This window comes from Ruegeria sp. CDSC085, from assembly GCF_059610465.1.
Genome location: NZ_JBXWNR010000011.1, coordinates 67,330 through 87,382 on the forward strand (window position 1 = coordinate 67,330; position 20,053 = coordinate 87,382).

General features: G+C 57.7%; 19 protein-coding genes. 6 read left to right on the forward strand and 13 right to left on the reverse strand.

Annotated features, from left to right (window positions below; translation table 11 throughout):
- Positions 1-27: 27 nt before the first annotated feature.
- Both AC2FJB_RS15745 and AC2FJB_RS15750 read right to left on the reverse strand, forming a co-directional pair.
- Positions 28-1,146 (reverse strand): hypothetical protein, encoded by a 1,119-nt coding sequence (locus AC2FJB_RS15745; RefSeq protein ID WP_496719459.1) that lies wholly within the window; start codon positions 1,144-1,146, stop codon positions 28-30.
- A gap of 277 nt (positions 1,147-1,423) precedes the next feature.
- A complete protein-coding gene (locus AC2FJB_RS15750; RefSeq protein WP_117871040.1) occupies positions 1,424-2,503 on the reverse strand; it encodes a coiled-coil domain-containing protein in 1,080 nt (359 codons plus the stop codon).
- A gap of 284 nt (positions 2,504-2,787) precedes the next feature.
- Here AC2FJB_RS15750 and AC2FJB_RS15755 point away from each other — a divergent pair, with 284 nt between their 5' ends.
- Complete coding sequence (locus AC2FJB_RS15755) at positions 2,788-4,263, forward strand: NAD-dependent succinate-semialdehyde dehydrogenase (RefSeq protein WP_496719461.1); 1,476 nt, start codon at positions 2,788-2,790, stop codon at positions 4,261-4,263.
- 109 nt (positions 4,264-4,372) lie between these two features.
- On the opposite strand, the gene AC2FJB_RS15760 is transcribed toward AC2FJB_RS15755, so the two are convergent.
- The 7 genes from AC2FJB_RS15760 to AC2FJB_RS15790 all read right to left on the reverse strand — a co-directional run bounded on the left by AC2FJB_RS15760 (position 4,373) and on the right by AC2FJB_RS15790 (position 12,947).
- Entirely contained in the window at positions 4,373-6,598 is a 2,226-nt protein-coding gene (locus AC2FJB_RS15760; RefSeq protein ID WP_496719462.1) for a HEAT repeat domain-containing protein, read from the reverse strand.
- Positions 6,599-6,742: 144 nt separating this feature from the next.
- Positions 6,743-7,210 (reverse strand): Hsp20 family protein, encoded by a 468-nt coding sequence (locus tag AC2FJB_RS15765; protein WP_496719463.1) that lies wholly within the window; start codon positions 7,208-7,210, stop codon positions 6,743-6,745.
- 123 nt (positions 7,211-7,333) lie between these two features.
- Positions 7,334-8,149 carry a trypsin-like serine peptidase gene (locus tag AC2FJB_RS15770; RefSeq protein WP_496719464.1) on the reverse strand — a complete coding sequence of 272 codons (816 nt, stop codon included), beginning with the start codon at positions 8,147-8,149 and terminating at the stop codon, positions 7,334-7,336.
- Positions 8,146-8,937, reverse strand: a complete 792-nt coding sequence (locus AC2FJB_RS15775; RefSeq protein WP_496719465.1) for a trypsin-like serine peptidase — start codon at positions 8,935-8,937, stop codon at positions 8,146-8,148. The genes AC2FJB_RS15770 and AC2FJB_RS15775 overlap by 4 nt, the downstream gene beginning before the upstream one ends.
- Positions 8,938-9,056: 119 nt before the next feature.
- The gene (glcF, locus tag AC2FJB_RS15780; RefSeq protein ID WP_496719466.1) at positions 9,057-10,370 is read right to left on the reverse strand and encodes a glycolate oxidase subunit GlcF; all 1,314 of its coding nucleotides are present in this window, start codon (positions 10,368-10,370) and stop codon (positions 9,057-9,059) included.
- A gap of 4 nt (positions 10,371-10,374) precedes the next feature.
- On the reverse strand, positions 10,375-11,475 hold the full coding sequence (locus tag AC2FJB_RS15785) for an FAD-binding protein (RefSeq protein WP_496719467.1): 1,101 nt from the start codon (positions 11,473-11,475) through the stop codon (positions 10,375-10,377).
- A gap of 29 nt (positions 11,476-11,504) precedes the next feature.
- The gene (locus AC2FJB_RS15790; RefSeq protein WP_299900229.1) at positions 11,505-12,947 is read right to left on the reverse strand and encodes an FAD-linked oxidase C-terminal domain-containing protein; all 1,443 of its coding nucleotides are present in this window, start codon (positions 12,945-12,947) and stop codon (positions 11,505-11,507) included.
- An 80-nt stretch (positions 12,948-13,027) separates the two neighbouring features.
- Between AC2FJB_RS15790 and AC2FJB_RS15795 the strand changes: the two genes are divergently transcribed.
- Positions 13,028-13,738, forward strand: a complete 711-nt coding sequence (locus tag AC2FJB_RS15795; RefSeq protein ID WP_496675245.1) for a DUF599 domain-containing protein — start codon at positions 13,028-13,030, stop codon at positions 13,736-13,738.
- A 35-nt stretch (positions 13,739-13,773) separates the two neighbouring features.
- Positions 13,774-14,121 carry a hypothetical protein gene (locus AC2FJB_RS15800; RefSeq protein WP_496719491.1) on the forward strand — a complete coding sequence of 116 codons (348 nt, stop codon included), beginning with the start codon at positions 13,774-13,776 and terminating at the stop codon, positions 14,119-14,121.
- Between the two features lie 3 nt (positions 14,122-14,124).
- Here AC2FJB_RS15800 and AC2FJB_RS15805 read toward each other — a convergent pair whose 3' ends face one another.
- The 4 genes from AC2FJB_RS15805 to AC2FJB_RS15820 all read right to left on the reverse strand — a co-directional run bounded on the left by AC2FJB_RS15805 (position 14,125) and on the right by AC2FJB_RS15820 (position 17,003).
- A complete protein-coding gene (locus AC2FJB_RS15805; protein ID WP_496719468.1) occupies positions 14,125-14,610 on the reverse strand; it encodes a flavodoxin family protein in 486 nt (161 codons plus the stop codon).
- Between the two features lies 1 nt (position 14,611).
- Positions 14,612-15,082, reverse strand: coding sequence for a 23S rRNA (pseudouridine(1915)-N(3))-methyltransferase RlmH (gene rlmH, locus AC2FJB_RS15810; RefSeq protein ID WP_117871058.1), 471 nt, complete (start codon positions 15,080-15,082; stop codon positions 14,612-14,614).
- A 44-nt stretch (positions 15,083-15,126) separates the two neighbouring features.
- A complete protein-coding gene (rsfS, locus tag AC2FJB_RS15815; RefSeq protein WP_496719492.1) occupies positions 15,127-15,486 on the reverse strand; it encodes a ribosome silencing factor in 360 nt (119 codons plus the stop codon).
- Positions 15,487-15,650: 164 nt separating this feature from the next.
- Positions 15,651-17,003 (reverse strand): mechanosensitive ion channel family protein, encoded by a 1,353-nt coding sequence (locus tag AC2FJB_RS15820; protein ID WP_496719469.1) that lies wholly within the window; start codon positions 17,001-17,003, stop codon positions 15,651-15,653.
- Between the two features lie 254 nt (positions 17,004-17,257).
- Here AC2FJB_RS15820 and leuC point away from each other — a divergent pair, with 254 nt between their 5' ends.
- Genes leuC through leuD form a run of 3 tightly spaced genes read left to right on the forward strand, consistent with a single transcriptional unit; the run spans position 17,258 to position 19,901 of the window.
- Positions 17,258-18,661, forward strand: a complete 1,404-nt coding sequence (gene leuC, locus AC2FJB_RS15825) for a 3-isopropylmalate dehydratase large subunit (protein ID WP_496719470.1) — start codon at positions 17,258-17,260, stop codon at positions 18,659-18,661.
- A gap of 37 nt (positions 18,662-18,698) precedes the next feature.
- Complete coding sequence (locus tag AC2FJB_RS15830) at positions 18,699-19,253, forward strand: HdeD family acid-resistance protein (RefSeq protein WP_496675254.1); 555 nt, start codon at positions 18,699-18,701, stop codon at positions 19,251-19,253.
- A 42-nt stretch (positions 19,254-19,295) separates the two neighbouring features.
- Positions 19,296-19,901, forward strand: a complete 606-nt coding sequence (gene leuD, locus AC2FJB_RS15835) for a 3-isopropylmalate dehydratase small subunit (RefSeq protein WP_117871067.1) — start codon at positions 19,296-19,298, stop codon at positions 19,899-19,901.
- Positions 19,902-20,053 lie beyond the last annotated feature (152 nt).

Below are 20,053 nucleotides of genomic sequence, written 5' to 3' on the forward strand. Positions count from 1 at the left end.
TCAAAAATACTCCCGCCGGAGGTCAAACTAATAGCGCAACACCTGCCCGCTCTTGCTGACTACGAATTTGCGCACATCACCAAATCCCGGCGGGTTGCGTTCAGCTAGCACCTGAAACGGGCGCTGGGGCAGAATGATTGATCGCTGAGTACGGGTCGCCCCGGTCTCGGCCCCCTGCCCGCCGAACGGGTCCAGTGCAAAAACCTCACGCTCGACGGTAGAAAACCACCCGGCGCGCTCTTCGATCACTTCTTCGCTTTGCAGCTCTTCAGTGGTCCAGGCCAGCGCCCAGTCTTCCCCCTGCGGAGATTGCGCGTCCTCCAGCACTTGCCGCAGGGGGCCGGACTGCTCGGTGTAGGCTGAGGAATACATCGGTCCCACATGAATGCGGCGCAAATGCTTGGGATGGAGGTCGTCGAAATCCTGATCGAACCCTTTGGCGATCGTCACCAGTTTCAAACCGCCCAGCGCTTGCGCCATCAGATGCGCCTGTACTTCGGGCCAGCGGCGTTGGTCCTTGGGCAGGGCGGTTTTGCCGCTGTCCTCCAACTGCATCAGGTAGATGACCGGAAGGTTGATCTGGCTGTCATAAACCGCCCAGTGGATCATGAACTTGCGCCGCTCGCCCTCATTTCCGATCCAGTGACATTCCGGATCATTGCGGGCCCAGAACAGCTGACCTTTCAGCAATTCCTCGTAATAGAGCCTTTGGGACAGAGCGAATTGCAGCTTGGTGGGGATTTCCTGATCGCCAATGATCGTTCGCACCATGTCGGTTTTCAGATCATCTTCCGAGGGCATATTCGCCAGATGCACTTGCGCCTGCTGCGCGTCATTGGCCATGGTCAGCAATTCGGCCGCCACCGGAAACCCACTGTCGCGCTTGTCCATTGCAAGACTGCCAAAGAACCGCCCGGTATCGCGCCCGACCAGCAGGTATTTCATGCTGAGCGCGCGGAAGGTGTAAAGCAGCCCCGAGAGGTAGCGCGACACGATCCGCACTTCTTGTTTCGAGATCGCGCCCTCCGCCTCCATCGTCGCGGCCACGCGCAGGAGGTGAACAGTGATCACCTCAAATTTGCGGAAATACCGTCGCGAGGCGAAAGTGTCGGTCAGGCCGACATGGTCTTGGGTGGGGTTAGTCATTATCCACGCGCTCTTTTCTTTGTCGGTGGCCGAATAACTTCTCATCAAGCTGTTCAAGCTTGATCAGACCGTTGGCGAACAAAACGCAGAGGCAGAATGTCGCCAAGAGAACACCCACTATCAGCACAAGTTTGATCACCAAGTGGTCTGGCGTCCAATCGGCTGTCAGAAGAAGCAAAGTCAGGAACCCGCCGAAGACAACAAAGAGAATCCCTATCCTGAACCTGTAGCGTATTCCTTTTGGCTTGCCTTTGGAATGGAACGTCACTGAAGCGCATCACCCCCCGTACAAATTCTTATCATGCTTCTCGACAATCGAAGCAAACCGGCGGGCAAAGCGTTCATCTGCCTTGGCCTTTTTCTCCAGCACGTCGCGGGCAAAGACCATGTGGTCCTCATGCGCCTCAAGCATGTCGGCCATCTTCTGGTTGGTCGCGGTGCCGATTGAGGCCATGGCGGTTTGCGCCTCTTGATCGGTCTGCACACCGATCTCGTTGATGCGGTGGGCCACGTCCTGCTGCTGTGCAGTTTTCAGCGATTTGGTCAGGGCGTCATACAGCACCACGCGCTGTTGCGTGTCTGTCTGCAGCTTGTTGATCAGCACCATCTGTGTCGCCGCCTGGTTTTGCAGTGAATCGACCCAGGTCTTGCCCTTTTCGATATAGCGTTCCAGCGTTTGCGATTTGGCCAGCTTGACCTGCTCTTCCTGAACCTTGGCGTTGTATTGTTTGTTCAGCTCGGCCAGTTCGGTTTCCAACTGCGTGCGCGCGGCGGCGTCCTGTTCGACGCTGATCTTGTTTTCCAGCGTAATAATCGCCGGGTCCATGCCCTGAATCTCAGCGCGTAAGGCTTCCAGCTCGGCCACGGTCGCCTCGCGATCGTCCAGCGTGCCGGTCAGGTTGTCCTCGACCTTGACGCGTTGTTCTTCCAGCACGGCCAACTGCCCTTCCAGTAGTTTGACGATCACGTCGGATTTGGCGATCAGGTCCTGCAGCTTGTCGTCGATATTGGCCGTGCGCATGCGTTCCTGCCGCATCGACTCGGATTTGCCTTTCGAGAAGATGCCGACAAAGGTCTCCCACCCGGATTTCGAGCGCATCTCGTCAAAATCCTTGGAAAAGGCGCTGGTGACGTCGTCCAGACCCATGATCAGCTCGGCGATATTGGCGTTCATCACCTCGGTATGGGCATGCACATCCTCGAGCGTGGCGTTTTCTATGTCGATATCGGCCTCGGCGGTGCCTATCTTGGCGCGGGCGGCTTCAATACGCGAGGTCAGCCCTTCGATCTGAGACTGGCTTTCGCGCACTTTGGTTTGCGTTTCCTGAATAAGCGCTTCGAATTGCTGGTTCGACATCTCTGCTGTCCTCTTTTTCTTTAATTACCCAATAAGATAGGGAATGTTACGATGATTTACATCCCCTGGGCCTCAAAATTCACCCAGACTTTGACAAACTCCTTTGCAAAAGGAAAGGCGAGACCGCCGAATGAAAGAAACAGATATCGAGTGACTTCATTAGATTAACTTGTTAAGTAAATTTTTGATCAAATCTGGATTGATTCCACATCCAGAGTGGCCATAGACAATTGAGACATCACCTGATTGGGTGCGCGCAACCCAATTCACGCCGGAGGCTTATCATGCTGGACGCAACGACCGATCTGAAGTCAATCCTGAAGAACCCCGAATTGCTTGTAACCAAAGCCTATATCGGCGGTCAGTGGGTAGACGGTGACAATGGCACGTTCAAAGTCACGAACCCCGCTCGGGGCGATGTGGTCGCCGAGGTGGCTGACGTCAGCCGTGCTCAGGTCGCCAGAGCAATCGCACAGGCCGAAGCCGCGCAGAAAGAATGGGCCAAACTGACCGGCAAGGAACGTGCAGCCATCCTGCGGCGCTGGTTCGATCTGATGATGGAAAACGCCGAGGATCTGGGCAAGATCCTGACCGCTGAACAGGGCAAACCGCTGGCAGAGGCCATCGGTGAGATCGGCTATGGCGCGTCCTTCATCGAGTTCTTCGGTGAAGAGGCCAAGCGCGTCTATGGCGAGACCATTCCCGGCCATCAGCGCGACAAGCGGATCATGGTGATGAAGCAGCCGATCGGCGTTGCGGCCTCGATCACGCCCTGGAACTTCCCCAACGCGATGATCACCCGCAAGGCAGGCCCGGCTTTGGCCGCCGGCTGCGCCTTTGTTGCGCGTCCGGCCACCGAAACGCCCCTGTCAGCGCTGGTACTGGCGATGCTGGCGGAACAGGCCGGCGTGCCCGCGGGTGTGTTCAACGTGGTGCCCTCATCAAGGGCCAGTGAAATCGGCAAGGAGTTCTGCGAAAACCCCGGCGTGCGCAAGCTGACCTTTACCGGTTCGACCGAAGTGGGCCGCATTCTGCTGCGCCAGGCGGCCGATCAGGTCATGAAATGTTCGATGGAACTGGGCGGTAATGCGCCGTTCATCGTGTTCGACGACGCCGATCTGGATGCAGCCGTCGAAGGCGCGATGCTGTGCAAGTTCCGCAACAATGGCCAGACCTGTGTCTGCGCGAACCGTATCTATGTGCAGGCCGGTGTCTATGACGCTTTCGCGGCCAAACTGAAGGCGGCAGTGGAAGCGCTGAAAATCGGCGACGGCTTGACCGAAGGCACCACCACCGGCCCGCTGATCAATGCCGACGCAGTCGCCAAAGTCGAGGAACATATCAAGGACGTAACCGACAAGGGCGGCGCGGTTCTGACTGGCGGCCTGCCCCATGATCTGGGCGGCACGTTCTTCCAGCCGACCATCGTGACCGGCGTGACTCAGGACATGCTGGTGGCGCAGGACGAAACCTTTGGCCCGCTGGCCCCGCTGTTCAAGTTCGAGGACGAAGACGACGTGATCGCCATGGCCAATGACACGATTTTTGGTCTGGCCTCGTATTTCTATGCCAAGGACCTGAGCCGCGTCTACAAGGTGGCCGAGGCGCTGGAATACGGCATAGTCGGCGTGAACACCGGCATCATCTCGACCGAGCTGGGCCCGTTCGGCGGCGTCAAGCAATCCGGCCTGGGCCGCGAAGGCAGCCATCACGGCATGGAAGACTATCTAGAAATGAAATACGTCTGCATGTCGGTCTGATCCAATACGGTCTCTGTCCCATTGCGGTGGGCAGAGACCCCACATCCGGAAACGAAATCGCGTCGTCTTTTGACTGTTTATGACGGTCGCCCAATTGACGCTGACACGGCTAGTCTGCGGATTTGTCGCGTATCTGTTCGATGGCACGGGTCGCGAACTTTCCCTGCAACGAGCCGTCCACCATCGCTTCCAGCGCGGGCAATGCAGACGACGCCGCGCTACCTATTTTCCCCAATGCAATAGCTGCCTCTTTGCGGACAAACACCGACGGGCTTTCAAGAAGCGCGATCAATTCCGGCACCGCTGGCTGTGCATCTGGACCAAACAGGGCCAGTGATTGGGCTGCCGCCCTCTGATCTTTTGCATCCCCCCGGGACAGATCTGCCCTGAGACTCGCTATGGTTTTTTCCGGAGGCAGCGCCGCCAGTCGAAGCCCATCGTTCAGCCGGGCGTTCAGATGCTGGTTTTCTCCGACCCAGCGGATGATGAAAAAGTAATTTTGAACAGCGTCCTGCATGACACCGGCGTGCTTGCCCTTTTGCCATCGGTCGATGATGGCCCTGCCCGCACGGCGATCACCATTCAGGGCCAGAACCGAAGCTGCAAATGGCATCAGCTCAGTGGCCTGCGGGTTTCGGTTCAACTCTTTCTCGATCACATCTGCCGCGCCCGTCAGGTCATCCAATGCGTAAAGAGCCGCCGCTTCAAACAGCGCGTAGTGGCTGGGATAGTTGGGATCCAGCCGGGTCGCGGCCTGCACAAAGGCCAGCCCTTCCTCTGGCTCACCCGCTGCTATCAACGCCCATCCCATCGTCAGATGAGCCTCGGGGTCGCTGGGTTGCAGCGCAATGGCTTTCGCTGCTTCTCGTCTGGCTTCTTCCGTCCCCCGGCCTACCTCTTCGGTACTGTCCCAATCCGGAAGATTGAGACTGACAATAGCCCGGATGACGTGCACCAGGGCGGTGTCCTGCTCCATCACATCCCGGTAATATCTGTAAAACAGGCCGATGTGCATTTGCGCGCCTGAACCTGCAAACCCGTTCCAGTGATGAAAGATGTGCGGTCGCAAATGCGTCAGGGCAAGCGTCGCCCAAGCACGCCCATAATCCGGGTCCAGTTCCACGGCCTTTTTAAAATGCGGAATTGCCGCAAGGTTGTCCTGTTCGTTGAACTGCGAATACAGCTCCCACCCGCGTTGGAAGGCTTCGCGTGCCGCAATGGTCTGGGTTTCCACGCTTTCGATGGCCTGCCGGCTTTGAGGGTCGAGCGGAAGATCCAGCTTCTGAGCAATTGCGAGAACAATGGTTTTCTGCACTTCAAAGATATCATCGATCGCACCATCGAGTCTTTCCGCCCAGATCAATCGCCCGTTCAAAGTGTCGGTCAGGCGAATATTGATCCGGAAATCTTCATCCGCACGTCGCACGCTGCCGTCAACGACGTAACGAACCCCCAGCTCTTCGGCAAAACGTGCGATGTCGATGTTGCTATCGCGGTATGCGAAGGATGAATTCCCGGCGATGACGAACAATCCGGATATTCGGGACAGGTCCGTGATCAAATCCTCAGAGATACCGTTGATCAGCATCTCCTTGGATGCGTCATCGGTGTAATTCGCAATCGGCAACACTGCGATGGAAGGTAGATCCGGCAAGGGGTAAACCATCTGCGCCTCTGAGGCGCGCAATTGGCCAGTCTTCCACGGTTTCGCCAGAAAAAGCCCAACGGCCGCCAACGTCACCAGTAGAGCCGCCAGTGGCAGCCACCGGGATTTCCTCTTCGTGCCGCGTTTTCGCGGCGAAGGCAAAACTTCTGCTTCTATGCGAAAAGCCTGAACCGGGTCTGTGATGTTCTTGACGTTCTGTGGCCCGATCGGAGCAAAACCGTAAGGCACTTTGTTGCGCGCATAATCGACGATGGATTGTGAAACAACGATGCCACCGGGATCTGCCAGAGCCTCGAGCCGCGCGGCAACGTTCACGCCGTCGCCAAGGATGTCACCCCCGTTTGAAACCACATCGCCGACATTCAGGCCGATTCGAAACGTGATGACGCTATCTTGATCGGTTCCCGCGTTTCTCTTTGCAAGGTCGGTCTGAATCTCCACGGCGGCGTGAACCGCATCGACGGCGCTGCGAAATTCGATCACAAAGCTGTCTCCAGCAGTGTTCGCGATGCGTCCTGAATGCCGGGCGATCGTTGGCTCTATGACTTCGCTGCGGATCAGCCGAAGCCTTGCGATGGTACCTTCTTCGTCCAGACCAACCAATCTTGAGTAGCCGGCGATGTCGGCTGCCAGGATAGCTGCTAGTCGACGTTTTGGTCGGCTCTCCATAATACCGAAGACTATCAGGCGGATAATTTGCTGGGAACCAGTTTTCGAGCACGCCAAAAACACAACGCCCCGCGTCTGGAGGAACGCGGGGCGTGTGATGCGGCAGCCCGGGAGGAGTGGACTGCCGCAGGATAGTCAGAAGCCTCAGTTCACGGCTTTGGCGTCCACCACATCCTTCTCGATGGCCTTGGCCGAGGTGATCTCGATCCGGCGCGGTTTCAGGGCCTCTGGAACCTCGCGCTTCAGTTCGATGTTCAGCATACCGTTTTCGTGGCTCGCACCGGTGACGCGGACATGGTCCGCCAAGGCAAACCGACGCTCGAACGCGCGGGTGGCGATGCCACGGTGCAGATAGGAGCGCTCTTTGTCTTCAGCGGCTTTTTTGCCTGCCACGACAAGTGAATTCTCTTTCACTTCTACGGCCAGGTCGTTTTCCGAAAATCCGGCGACGGCCACCGAAATTCGGTAGGTGTCGACATCGGTTTTTTCGATGTTGTAGGGTGGATAGCTGGGCTGGGCCCCATCGTTGGTCAGAACGCGATCCATCATGTCGGCGATCTGGTCAAAGCCAATGGTGGCGCGGTGCAGCGGTGCAAAATCAAACGTACGCATGTGTCATATCCTCATTCTTGAGCGATTTGCGATAAGTGCCCTCCGATCGGACGGGCGATTTCGGATACCGAACCCCGTTGTGGCGATCCGATATACATCACATGGGTAGCGATTTCGCCGTGTTCAACCCCCGCCGGAACTGATGAATTTCGCACCAGATCCTGACTTGCCGGAACCGACCTGCAACCGGCGGATCGACGCCTTGGGCTGAGGTGCGTCGCGCCGCATGATAGCCTTGAGTTCGGCGACTATCCCGTCAAGCTCCATGCCAAACCCCACCTTTCTGCGACCGTTCGTGCCTACCGCCGAAACCACAGACAGAATCTGCCAGCGGGAACCGTTTCTCGCCAGAATTGCAGACCCGGAAGACCCGAAAGTAATGTCGCAATCAAAGGTGATCAGACCCTGCCTGCGGTCGATGATACGGCACGACCGTTCTCGTGTGATCGCCTCGGACCGTCCCCGCCCGTACGAGGCGATGCTGATCTCATTGCCCGGAACACGGCCGCTGTGCAGCGCAAAGGGGTCGGCGACCGAGTACGGAATAGGCTCGTTCAGCCGCATCAGTGCCACATCCAACTGGACACCTTCGTGCGAAAGTGGGTTCTGCGAACCATAGCTGGGATGAACGACGATTTGCGTGACCTGTCGCTCGGCCAAAGCGTTGCCGTTGCTGAGGCCTGCACGAAACGTGATGTCTTCGGGCACGTAAGTCTTCCCGGTACGACGATCCACCGCACAATGAGCCGCGGTCAGCACCGTGTCCTGCGCGATCAACGTGCCGGTACAATACGAGGCGTCGCGGACATCCAGCCGTCCGATCGCCTCCCAACCATAAAGGTCATCCCGATCGGTTAGCCTGCGCTTGTTGGATTGCGCATGCAGCGCTGTTGCCAAGACGCTCAGGCCAAGTAACAGGCTCCAGAAGACTCTCATCATGGCCGAATGAACCTTGCGCCTATGTTCTTGTTCGTTCCCGATCCGGACGAGGAAAGCCCAAATCCTCGCCCCGCAGAAAGTTCGTCACGCAGCAATTGCAGCGAATGCTCAACCGCGGTTCCAATTGCAACACTCTGGCCGTCCATACTGGCCTTGGCCGCTACCACCGATACGATCTGAGGGCGCGCGCCCGCGAAGGAAAAAACCGGTGCCCCCGAGGACCCGAAATCAACATCGCAGGACATGATCATAACCCCGGCCTGCCGGTTCATGACCGAACAGACCTGTTGCAGAGACGGAGCTTCTGACCTGTCATGCGCATAAGACACAACGCCCACTTCAGCGCCGCGTTTGGGCTGATCGCCCGACTCAAATGGAATTACCGCGGTATTACGGATCGGTTGCCACAGCTCGATCAAAGCCACGTCCGCGCTTACCCGGTCGGCCGTAGAATCGACGCCATATTGGTAATCCGGATGGATCACAGCCTGGCGCGCGGTCCGATACGCCAACGCACGTCCCAAACGCCACCCGGCCAGAAACTCGATATCTGCGGGGTTGATCCGTTGTCCGGATCTTTTGTCAAACAGGCAATGCGCCGCTGTCAGTACAAGCGTCGGCGACACCAGCGTTCCGGTGCAAAACCCTGCGCCGGCGATATCCAACCGCCCGACAGCCATCCACTCGCGCCCGGAATCCGACGTATCCAGGCTTTCCAGTCCGGTGTCCTGCGCCGTGGCCGCCAACGGCAAGACACAGAGCACGATCGCCTTGATCCAGTTGCGCACGCGGTTCTCCGAGACTCACTTCGAGGCTTTTGTCCTACGTGCCGCGTTGGGCGAAAATAGGGCGGTCAGGCACCAAAGGAATTTCCGTGGAAAATGATGCCCGCTGGCATCAGCATGATTTACCGCAAGACGGGAACCGGGTTCCCTGTTCTGTGCAAGGCCGGTGGCTTTGGCCCGCCCGTCGCCCAGTCCAGCAACTCTACCGTATGAACGATCGGCAGTTGCGTACCAGAACCGATCTGCATCATGCACCCGATATTGCCGGCGGCAATGATATCAGGCTTTTTCGCCTCAAGTGTTCTGACTTTTCGCTGTTTCAACTGGCCCGATATTTCCGGCTGCATCAGGTTGTACGTTCCCGCGCTGCCGCAGCACAAATGGCTGTCGGTAGGTTCGACAACCGTGAAACCCGCGTGGTTCAGCAAATCTTTGGGGTAAGACTTGATCTTCTGCCCATGCTGCAACGAACAGGCGGCATGGTAGGCGACGGTCAGGTTTTGGTTTTCGCCCGTCGGCAGGTCCAGCTTGATCAGAAGTTCACTGATATCCATAGCGATTCCAGACACACGCGCCGCATCTTCGGCAAGCGGGTCATTGCGAAACATGTGCCCATAATCTTTCACGGTGGTGCCACAACCGGAGGTATTGATGACTATGGCGTCCAGTCCTTCACCGTCCATTTCCCGTTTCCAGGCTCTGATATTGGCGGTTGCCGCCATATGACTGTCTTGCACCTTGCCCATGTGATGGGTCAAAGCTCCGCAACACCCGGCACCGTCAGCGACCACAACTTCGCACCCCAATCGAGTCAGCAGGCGGATCGTGGCGTCATTGATATCGGTGTTCAGCGCCCTTTGCGCGCAGCCCGTCATCAGCGCCACCCGCATTTTTCGTTCACCGCCGGGCGCAAATCTCTGCGGATCATCGTTACGGCTGACAGGCGGGATATCCTTGGGCGCCATGTCTAACATCGCGCGCAGCCGGGCATCAGGCATCAGGAACCTGAAAGGACGGCCCAGCCTGGCCCCGATCAGGGCCCAACGGAATCGCATCGGATAGGGCAGGATCTGCGCCAAAACCCAGCGCAACACACGATCCGTCAGCGGGCGCTTGTAGTTGGCCTCGATATATTCACGCGCATGATCGACCAGATGCATATAATGCACGCCTGACGGGCAGGTGGTCATGCAGGCCAGACAGGACAGGCAGCGGTCGATGTGCCTGACCGTCTTTTCGTCGGGCACACGCCCGTTTTCCAGCATGTCTTTGATCAGGTAGATGCGCCCACGCGGACTGTCGAGCTCATCTCCCAGCACCTGATATGTAGGGCACGTGGCCGTGCAAAATCCGCAATGGACGCAGTTGCGCAGAATCTCGTTCGAGCGCTGGATTGCCGGGTCTTGCAATTGCTTTTCCGTAAATGTTGTCTGCATCGCCCTATCCCATCAGTCCCGGGTTGAACAAACCACGAGGATCAAATTTCGCACGCAAACCCTTTGTCAGAGCCGATACTGTTGTTGGTTCCGGTTGAAACCGCCCCAGCTTTGTGATCGTTGCGTGGTCAGAACGCACCAGCGTGGCATGACCAGAAAACTCACCAAGTCGGGCACGCACATCCGTGCCGGCCGGGACCCGCAGCCAAACAAGACCGCCGCCCCAATCAAACAGCGCTTGATCCGCTTCGACCCGCGCGGATGTTTCGGCCGCGTCACCAGGTTTGACAGACAGCCGCCAGATATCTCCGCCTTTCCCTTGGAACGGATGAACGTCGCGGATCCCGGTCCAAAGCGTGACGGCATCTCCTTCGTCTGTCACCTCTCCGAAACCTGACAGTACGGCGGTCAACCTACCGATCCGATATGCAACCGAATCCGCAAAGCCTTCGACCCTAAGCAAGGCTTTTCCGTCCTCAGGGTTATAGACGGCCCCGGTCACCTCAAAGGGTGACTTCAACGCAGCAGAAAGAACTTCCACCGCGCTTCCGACGTCCTGCACAGCGACGGACAAGGTCGCCACGCTTTCCGGCTTGGGCAACACCTTCAACGACACTTCGGTCAGAATGCCCAATGTCCCCCAAGACCCGGCCATCAATTTGACCAGGTCATAACCGGTAACGTTTTTCATCACCCGCCCGCCGTTCTTGACCACCTGTCCACGCCCGTCGACGAAACGCACGCCCAGCAGGAAATCCCGGCATGCACCGACCTGAATCCGCCGCGGGCCAGAGATATTGGCCGCCACAACACCGCCAATCGTTGGTTCACCCTGAGTTTCAAGCAAACTGCGGTGGTCCATCGGCTCAAACGCCAGCTGCTGACCTTCCGCCTCAAGAACGGCCTGGATCTCTGCCAATGGCGTTCCGGCCTTGGCCACAAGAGTAAGCGCCCCGGATTCGTAAAGCGAAATGCCACGCAGAGCCCCGGTTTCGATATTCGCTTCAGGACCGGAGATTGCGCGCGTACCGCCACCGACGATGCGAACAGGGTCTCTCAACCCGGCCACCATGTCGGCCAGTTCAGATTCTGTTTCTGGTTTCATGGCAAAATCCATTATTAGAGCCCGATATTTTAGACAATCCGTGCATCGCGGCGGGTTTCCGACACGTTCAGAGGGAACACCTTGGCAGGGTTCAGAAGCCAATCGGGATCAAAAACGTCCTTGACCGCCATCTGCGCCTCAAGATCGGCAGGGGCATATTGATGCGACATGAGATCCCTTTTCTCGATACCCACGCCATGCTCACCGGTCAGGCAACCGCCTTCGTCCACGCACAGTTTCAGAATTTCGGCCCCGAAGGCCTCGCATTTTTCCAGATCACCCGGTTTATTGGCATCGAAAAGGATCAACGGATGCATGTTCCCGTCACCTGCGTGAAAAACGTTCCCAACAGGCAGCTCAAATTCTTCACTCAACTCGCCGATGCGGCGCAGCACCGTTGGCAGGGCCGACACCGGGATCGTACCGTCAAGGCACATGTAATCGTTCAACTGCCCCATGGCGCCGAATGCAGATTTCCGACCAAGCCAGATTTTTGCGCTTTCTTCGGCTGACTGGCTTTCTCGCAGTTCGACCGGGTTGTGGCGTTTGGCGATCTCGATGATTTTCGACAGCTGATGGTCGATTTCGGCTTCCGACCCTTCCACTTCGACAATCAACAGCGCATGGCAGTCGGGGTATCCGGCGTGCGCAAAGTTCTCGCAGGCCTTTATGCACAGCGTGTCCATGAACTCGATCGCGACCGGCAGAATGCCCGATTTGATAATGTCCGAGACACACCGGCCCGCGACTTCATTATCGTCGAACCCCATCAGAACCGGCCGCGCGCCTTCGGGTTTGCGCAGAATGCGCAGCGTCGCTTCGGTCACCACGCCCAGCTGACCTTCCGAGCCGCAAATAACGCCCAACAGGTCCAGACCGGGCGCATCCAGATACGCACCGCCGATTTCAACGACATTGCCATCCATCATCACCATGGTCACGCCCAGAAGGTTGTTCGTTGTCACACCATATTTCAGGCAATGGGCACCACCTGAATTCATCGCGATATTGCCGGCAATGGCACAGGCCAGTTGCGAGGATGGATCAGGCGCATAGAAAAAGTCCTCTTCCTCGACCGCGCCGGTAACGCTCAGATTTGTGCGGCCAGTCTGCACCCTGATGAAACGGTTGTCATAATCTACCTCCAGCACCTCATTCATCCGCGCAACACCCAGAATGACGCAATCGGCAGTCGGCAACGCCCCACCGGCCAGCGACGTACCCGCACCGCGCGGTACGACCGGCACGCCTTCGTCATGGCAAATGCGCAAAACATCCGAGACTTCCTGCGTGCTTGACGGCAACACGGCTAGCATCGGAGGGCATTTGTACGCCGTCAGCGCATCACACTCATAGGCCCGGGTTTCAACCGGATCATGAATGATTGCATCTTTTGGCAGGACCTGCGCCAACCTGGCGACAACCTTACTTTTCCGGCTCAGAACATCCGCGCTTGGCTTTGGCATTTCCATGGCGTTTCTCCCTTTGGTAAAATAATATTACCAATTTACCGCACTGGCAAGTTCCGATCTCCGGTCGTACTGTCGCGCCCATGACCTGGATCGAACGTGCCGCCCTTTTTTCCCCTCTGGACTATTCCGCCATGGCAATATTGCTGGGTGCGTGGCTGTGGATCGGATGGAAGATCGAACATCCGTCGCCACGGAAACGGTCCGTCGCCCTTATGATGGATGGCTACCGCCGCGACTGGATGAACGAGATGGTGACGCGCCAGCCACGCATGTTCGACGCTCAGGTCGTGGCCGCCATGCGGCAAGGCAGCACCTTTTTCGCCTCAACCACGATGATTGCCATCGGGGGCGGTCTGGCCCTGTTGGGAAATACCGAGCGATTGGCCGGGGTGGCTACGGATCTTGCCATCGGCAGTGCACCGGCGATGGTCTGGGAAATCAAGATACTTGTCGTCGTCCTGCTGCTGGCCAATGCTTTCCTGAAATACGTCTGGGCACATCGTCTTTTTGGCTACTGCGCCGTTTTGATGGCCTCGGTCCCAAACGATCCCGAACACCCGCAAGCCTATCCTCGGGCCGGTCAGGCGGCCGAGATCTGCGTGACCGCCGCCCGAAGCTTCAACCGTGGTCTCCGTGCCACCTATTTCGCCCTTGCTTCGCTGGCGTGGTTTCTTGGGCCGATGGCATTGGTCTTAGGCACCGTGATTGCATTCGGTGTCCTGTATCGTCGCGAGTTTGCATCGCAGTCCCGCGCGATCCTTATGGCCCAAACCTCAAACACAGAGACGTGATCCCCATGCACCGCGTTAAACCGTACGTTCGATCCATGCGATATGTGATTCTCAGTGCCCTGCTGGCTGCGCCTGCCCTTGCGGACCCGCCGAAAATCGAACAGGTCCGCGCCAGTTCCAATGGTGATGCCTGGCGGTTTGACGTGACGATCCGGCATCCCGATACAGGCTGGGATCATTACGCCGACGGCTGGCGCGTTCTGGACATGGACGGGAATGAGTTGGGAATGCGTGTGCTGCACCATCCGCATGAGACCGAGCAGCCTTTTACACGCTCGCTTGGTGGCGTGGTCATTCCTGAAAACGTTTCTCAGGTGCAGATTCAGGCGCGGTGCAATGTGGATGGCTGGAATGAAGACACCACATTGATCAAATTGGACTAACCTTCAGAATATCCCCATGGCCAGGCCCGCACCCAGTGCGGAACCGATCTCGCGGCTCTGATTCAGTTGATCATTCGGGATGGTCTTTTCGGCCAAAATGGCCTCGGGCGTTTGGGCATGGGTGCAGATGATCAACGGAGGCTGAACCTCTTTCAATCGCCAGCCAGTGGCAATCCGGGCAATCTGGCGGGCGGCATTCTGTCCGTCTGATCCGGCGCAAATCATCTGCGCATATGGGCGGCCCTCGATCTTTCCCAGCACCGGGTAATAGCAGCGGTCAAAGAACTCCTTCATCAGGCCCGAGATCGCCGCCAGATTTTCTGGCGCGCAGAAGATGTAGCCGTCGGCGGACAGTACATCTTCAGGCCCGGCCTGATCCGCGGGAGCGAGTTTCGTGTCCGCCTCACCTCGCGCTGCTTCAGCAGCCGCTTCGGCCATCTGCCGGGCACCGCCTGTGCGCGAGTGGTAAACGATCAGAAGCTGCGCCATGTCAGACCCGGTGATAGGGACCGCCCGACAGAATGGTCGCGGCCCGATAAAGTTGCTCGGCCAACATCACACGGACCAGCATATGTGGCCAGACCATCGATCCGAACGAGATGGAAAAATCAGCCTCGGCCCGCAGATCAGGGTCTATTCCGTCTGCTCCGCCGATGATCAGCGCCAGATCCTGCCGCCCCGCATCACGCCAACCGCCCAGCTTTTTTGCGAAATCGGGCGAAGACATGACTAGCCCACGTTCATCTAACGTACAGATCACAGCGCCCTTGGGCAGTACCTTGCGCAGCAGCGCGGCTTCGGCACCCATGCCTGCGTTTTTCTTGTCTTCGACCTCGATCACCCGCGCAGGACCAAGGCCCAGGCCACGGCCGGTCCGGTCAAAGCGGGTCAGGTAATCGTCAAGCAGGGATTTCTCCGGTCCGGCGCGCAATCGCCCGACCGCAACTATGCTGATACGCATATCTCTCTCGCCTCCGGCCCCTCAATGCAGGCCGGGATGGCGCCTCAGTTTGCCGAGGCGCTGCCGCCCTGAGGCAGCCACATCTTTTCCAGCTGGTAGAATTCGCGCACTTCGGGGCGGAAGATATGGACGATCACATCGCCCGTATCGATCAGCACCCAGTCGCCGACATCCTTGCCTTCGACCTTGGAGGTGAAACCGAATTCCTGCTTGATGCGATCCGTCAGCTTTTCCGCCATGGCCGAGACCTGACGTGTTGAACGTCCGGATGCAATGACCATGTGATCCGCGACGGAAGACTTGCCTTGCAGGTTGATCTGCACGACGTCTTCGGCCTTGTCATCGGAAAGTGAGGAAAGGATACGCTCAAGCAGCTTGTCGCTGATTGACTGAGAGTGGGCCATCACGTTGGCCCGGTCATCGGCGGGCAAACCCGCCTGTGTATGTAGAGACAGGACATAGTCCTCCTTTGCTGCGCGCCGCAAAACCCCGGCGCCGGGGTACTAGTAAGGTAGCAAGGGGATTGCAACATTTCAATGAAAGCACATCCAGCCCCGCGCAAGGGTGATCACTCTTCGGCGATCTGTTGCAGGTTTGCGTTTTCGGGCAAAAGTCGAACCTCGCGCTGCGGGAAGGGGATCGAGATGCCTTCTTCTTTAAATGCATCCCATAACGCAAGGTAAACGTTACCCCTTATATTGGTCAGCCCTTTGGTGGGATCACTAATCCAGAACCGCAGGACGTAATCCACGCTGCTGTCACCAAAACCGGTAATATGGCAAACCGGTTCATGTTTTCCGCCACTCAGCACGCGGGTCACAGCCTTCACAGCCCGGATCGCCGTCGCACGCACTTTGTGAGGGTCATCCTCATAGCTGGTGCCGAAATCCAGATCCAACCGCACGAATTTGTCGGAATGCGACCAGTTGACCACCTGGTTGGTAATCAGGTCCTCGTTCGGGATCAGGTATTCCCGCCCATCCCGCGTGACAACCGAGACATAGCGTGCGCCCAGCGCGTTGATCCAACCGAACGTGTCACCAAGCGATATCACATCACCCGGCTTGATCGAGCGATCCATCAGGATGATGATCCCGGAAATCAGGTTTGACACTACTTTTTGCAGGCCGAACCCGATGCCCACACCTATTGCACCGGACAGCAGCGCTATGCCGGTCAGATCGAAGCCCAGCGTGCGGATCGCGGCCAGAAAAACCGCGCCGTACAGCAGCACCTGTATACCCTTGGCCAATAGCACCTGCATGGACGGGGTGATGTCATCATTGCTCTGCAATCCGCGCTCGGCCGCGCGGGTGCCGATACGCGCTAGCGTCAACAGGACGCCAATCAGCAGAACGGCCTTGAGAATACCCAGCACCGAAATGTGCAGGTCCCCAATGGAAATCGCGACACCATCAAGGAATTCGGCCACGTCATCCGTCAGATTCAACGCAACAAGCGTTGCATAGACCCACATTGCCCACTTGAATATCCGTCGCAGCGTCCGATTGCGGACAAGCCTCGCGACCAGTGCAATCGCCAGCCACGCGGTTGCCAGAGTGGCAATGACCCCAATGAGGTAACTGCGCGACGGCCAGGTGACATGCTGCATAACCTGATACAGGAACCAGGACAGCAGCACGAAATAGACCAGCGTCAGCCGCTGCATCATCTGCACCATGATGCGAAGCCGCCATTTGGGCCATCCGGTGCGGGCACGCGTCCAAGCGTCCCACCCCGGCTGTGTCAGAACTTTCAGAAGGAAAGCCAGCGCCCAAAGGAAAAGGATGATGATCAACTGATACTGCCGCCAGCCCGGCGTAACCACCAACTCGATCAGGTCTTGAAATTCCGAAGAGAACCCCGCGACCATGTTGTTGTAAAGGCCAGACAGCGAGTCGGGGATCAGGTCTTGGTTCATACACGCCTCCTGCGCCGCAGCTTGGACAGCAACGCCGGGCGTTGCAAGCCTGACACCGGTTTTGAACCTTGATTGCAGCGAAGGCGCAGTATATCTGGACAGCATGAGACTCAATGTGGCCCAAGAACAGAATTTGGAAGATCGTGCCCGCTTGCGCGAACGGTTCTTTGGGGCTGCCCGCACGGTCCTGGCACGCCTACCCGTCGCCTGAGCCAACTCGCCAGCCATTTCTCATTACATACGGGAGAGGACCGATGTCCCCCAAAACACTCTATGACAAGATCTGGGATGCCCATGTCGCGCACGAAGCCGATGATGGAACCTGCCTGCTTTATATCGACCGCCATCTGGTGCACGAAGTCACCAGCCCGCAAGCCTTTGAAGGGCTTCGCATGGCGGGTCGTCCAGTACGCGCGCCGGAAAAGACCATCGCCGTGCCGGACCACAACGTTCCGACCACAGCGGATCGGGTGAACGGGATCGAAAACCCCGAATCACGCATTCAGGTCGAAGCGCTGGACAAGAACGCCAAGGATTTCGGCATTCACTATTACCCGGTGAATGACGTTCGTCAGGGCATCGTGCACATCGTCGGCCCCGAACAGGGCTGGACCCTGCCTGGCATGACCGTTGTTTGTGGCGACAGCCACACCGCCACCCACGGCGCGTTTGGTGCTTTGGCCCACGGCATCGGCACGTCCGAGGTTGAACATGTTCTGGCCACGCAAACCCTGATCCAGAAGAAATCCAAGAACATGAAGGTGGAAATCACCGGCAAGCTGCAGCCGGGTGTGACCGCCAAGGATATAACTCTGGCCGTGATTGGTGAAACCGGCACTGCTGGCGGCACCGGCTATGTCATCGAATATTGCGGCGAAGCCATCCGCAACCTGTCGATGGAAGGCCGCATGACCGTCTGCAACATGGCCATCGAAGGCGGCGCACGCGCGGGCCTGATCGCACCGGATGAAACCACGTTCGAATATGTCAAAGGCCGTCCGCATGCCCCCAAGGGCGCGCAGTGGGAGGCCGCTCTGAACTGGTGGAAAACGCTCTATACCGATGAAGACGCGCATTTCGACAAGGTCATCACCCTGCGCGGCGAAGACATCGCGCCTGTCGTCACCTGGGGCACCAGCCCCGAGGATGTGCTGCCCATCACAGCAACCGTGCCGCAACCCGAGGATTTCGAAGGCGGCAAGGTCGAGGCGGCCCGCCGGTCAATCGAATACATGGGTCTGAAAGCCGGTCAAAAACTCAGCGACGTGGAAATCGACACGGTGTTCATCGGTTCCTGCACCAATGGCCGGATCGAAGACCTGCGTGCCGCGGCAAAGATCCTCAAAGGCAAGAAGATCAAGGACGGCATGCGCGCCATGGTCGTGCCAGGATCAGGCCTGGTCCGTGCTCAGGCCGAAGAAGAAGGCCTGGCCGACATCTTCAAAGAGGCCGGCTTCGAATGGCGTCTGGCAGGATGTTCGATGTGTCTGGCGATGAACCCGGACCAGTTGCAACCGGGTGAACGCTGTGCCGCCACTTCGAACCGCAACTTCGAGGGCCGTCAGGGTCGCGGCGGGCGCACACATCTGCTGAGCCCGGCGATGGCTGCCGCAGCGGCAATCACGGGACGGCTGACAGACGTCCGTGAATTGATGTAAGCTGCCCTCATATCTAGATATTTGAGGGACTGAAAACATGAGTGACTGGATTAAATGGCTCCTGCTGGGGTTTCTATCGATAGCGTTTGGCGTCTTTGCGCTGGGCAATGCGATTGCGGCTTCGCTTGCCGTAACGGTCGTGACCGGCGCGCTACTGCTGATTGCGGGCGCGATGCAGGTGGTCGGCGGTTTCACCGTCGAAGGCACAGGCAACAAGATTCTGTCACTTATCATGGGTGTAGTCATGCTGTTCCTGGGCTGGTCCTTTCTGGATCACCCGTTACAGGGAACGCTGACGCTGGCGACCGTGATGCTAATCCTGTTCATGGCAGGCGGCATTGCACGGGTCATTCTGTCGTTCCAGATGAAAGGAACACAGTTTTTCTGGCCCACGATGATCTCGGGCATATTGTCGATCATCCTCGCAGGTATCATCTGGTCTTATGCAAGCAGCGAACCCGCCGCTTTGCTGAGCCTTCTGGGTATCCTGCTGGGCATCGAGATGCTGTTTAACGGGTTCGGATTGGTGTTCATGGCGCTCTTCTTAAAAAGTGCACCCAAGGGCGAAACAACAGAAGCGAAAGAAGCTTAATCGCAGGACACGGGCGCGGCCCTCTCCTGCAGGAGTGTAGACATGGAAAAATTTGAAAAAGTCCACGGGGTGGCCGCCCCGATGCCATTGATCAACATCGACACCGATATGATCATTCCCAAAGTGCATCTGAAAACCATCAAACGGTCCGGCCTCGGCGTCGTGCTGTTTGATGAAATGCGCTATCATGATGACGGGCAGGAGAATGAAGAGTTCGTCCTGAACATGCCCGCCTATCGTGAGGCCGAGATTCTGGTCGCCGGCGACAATTTCGGCTGCGGCTCGTCTCGAGAACACGCGCCTTGGGCAATCAGGGATTTCGGCATCAAGGTCGTGATCTCAACCAGCTTCGCCGACATCTTCTTCAACAACTGCTTCAAGAACGGCATCCTGCCGATCGTGGTCGAAGAAGAACATCACGCGATCCTGATGGAAGACGCACATAAGGGTGAGAACGCCCGCATAACCGTGCACCTTGAAGATCAGCAGATCACCACTTCGGACGGGGTTGTGATCGAATTCGACATCGACCCGCACCGCAAGCACTGCCTGCTGAACGGGCTGGACGATATTGGTCTGACCATGGAGAAAGATCACCACATCGACAAATTCGAAGATCACGCAAGTCAGGCCCGCCCCTGGGTGTGATTCCCAAACCGATTCTTCGGACACTCAACCTAACGGGGTCGCCAAGGCGGCCCCGCTCTCATTCTTGGGGTTGATTTTTGGGAAACCACTACATCTTGGTCTCACATTGAGATACACGTCGGATTTGCGTCGAAAATGATGCAATCCCGCAC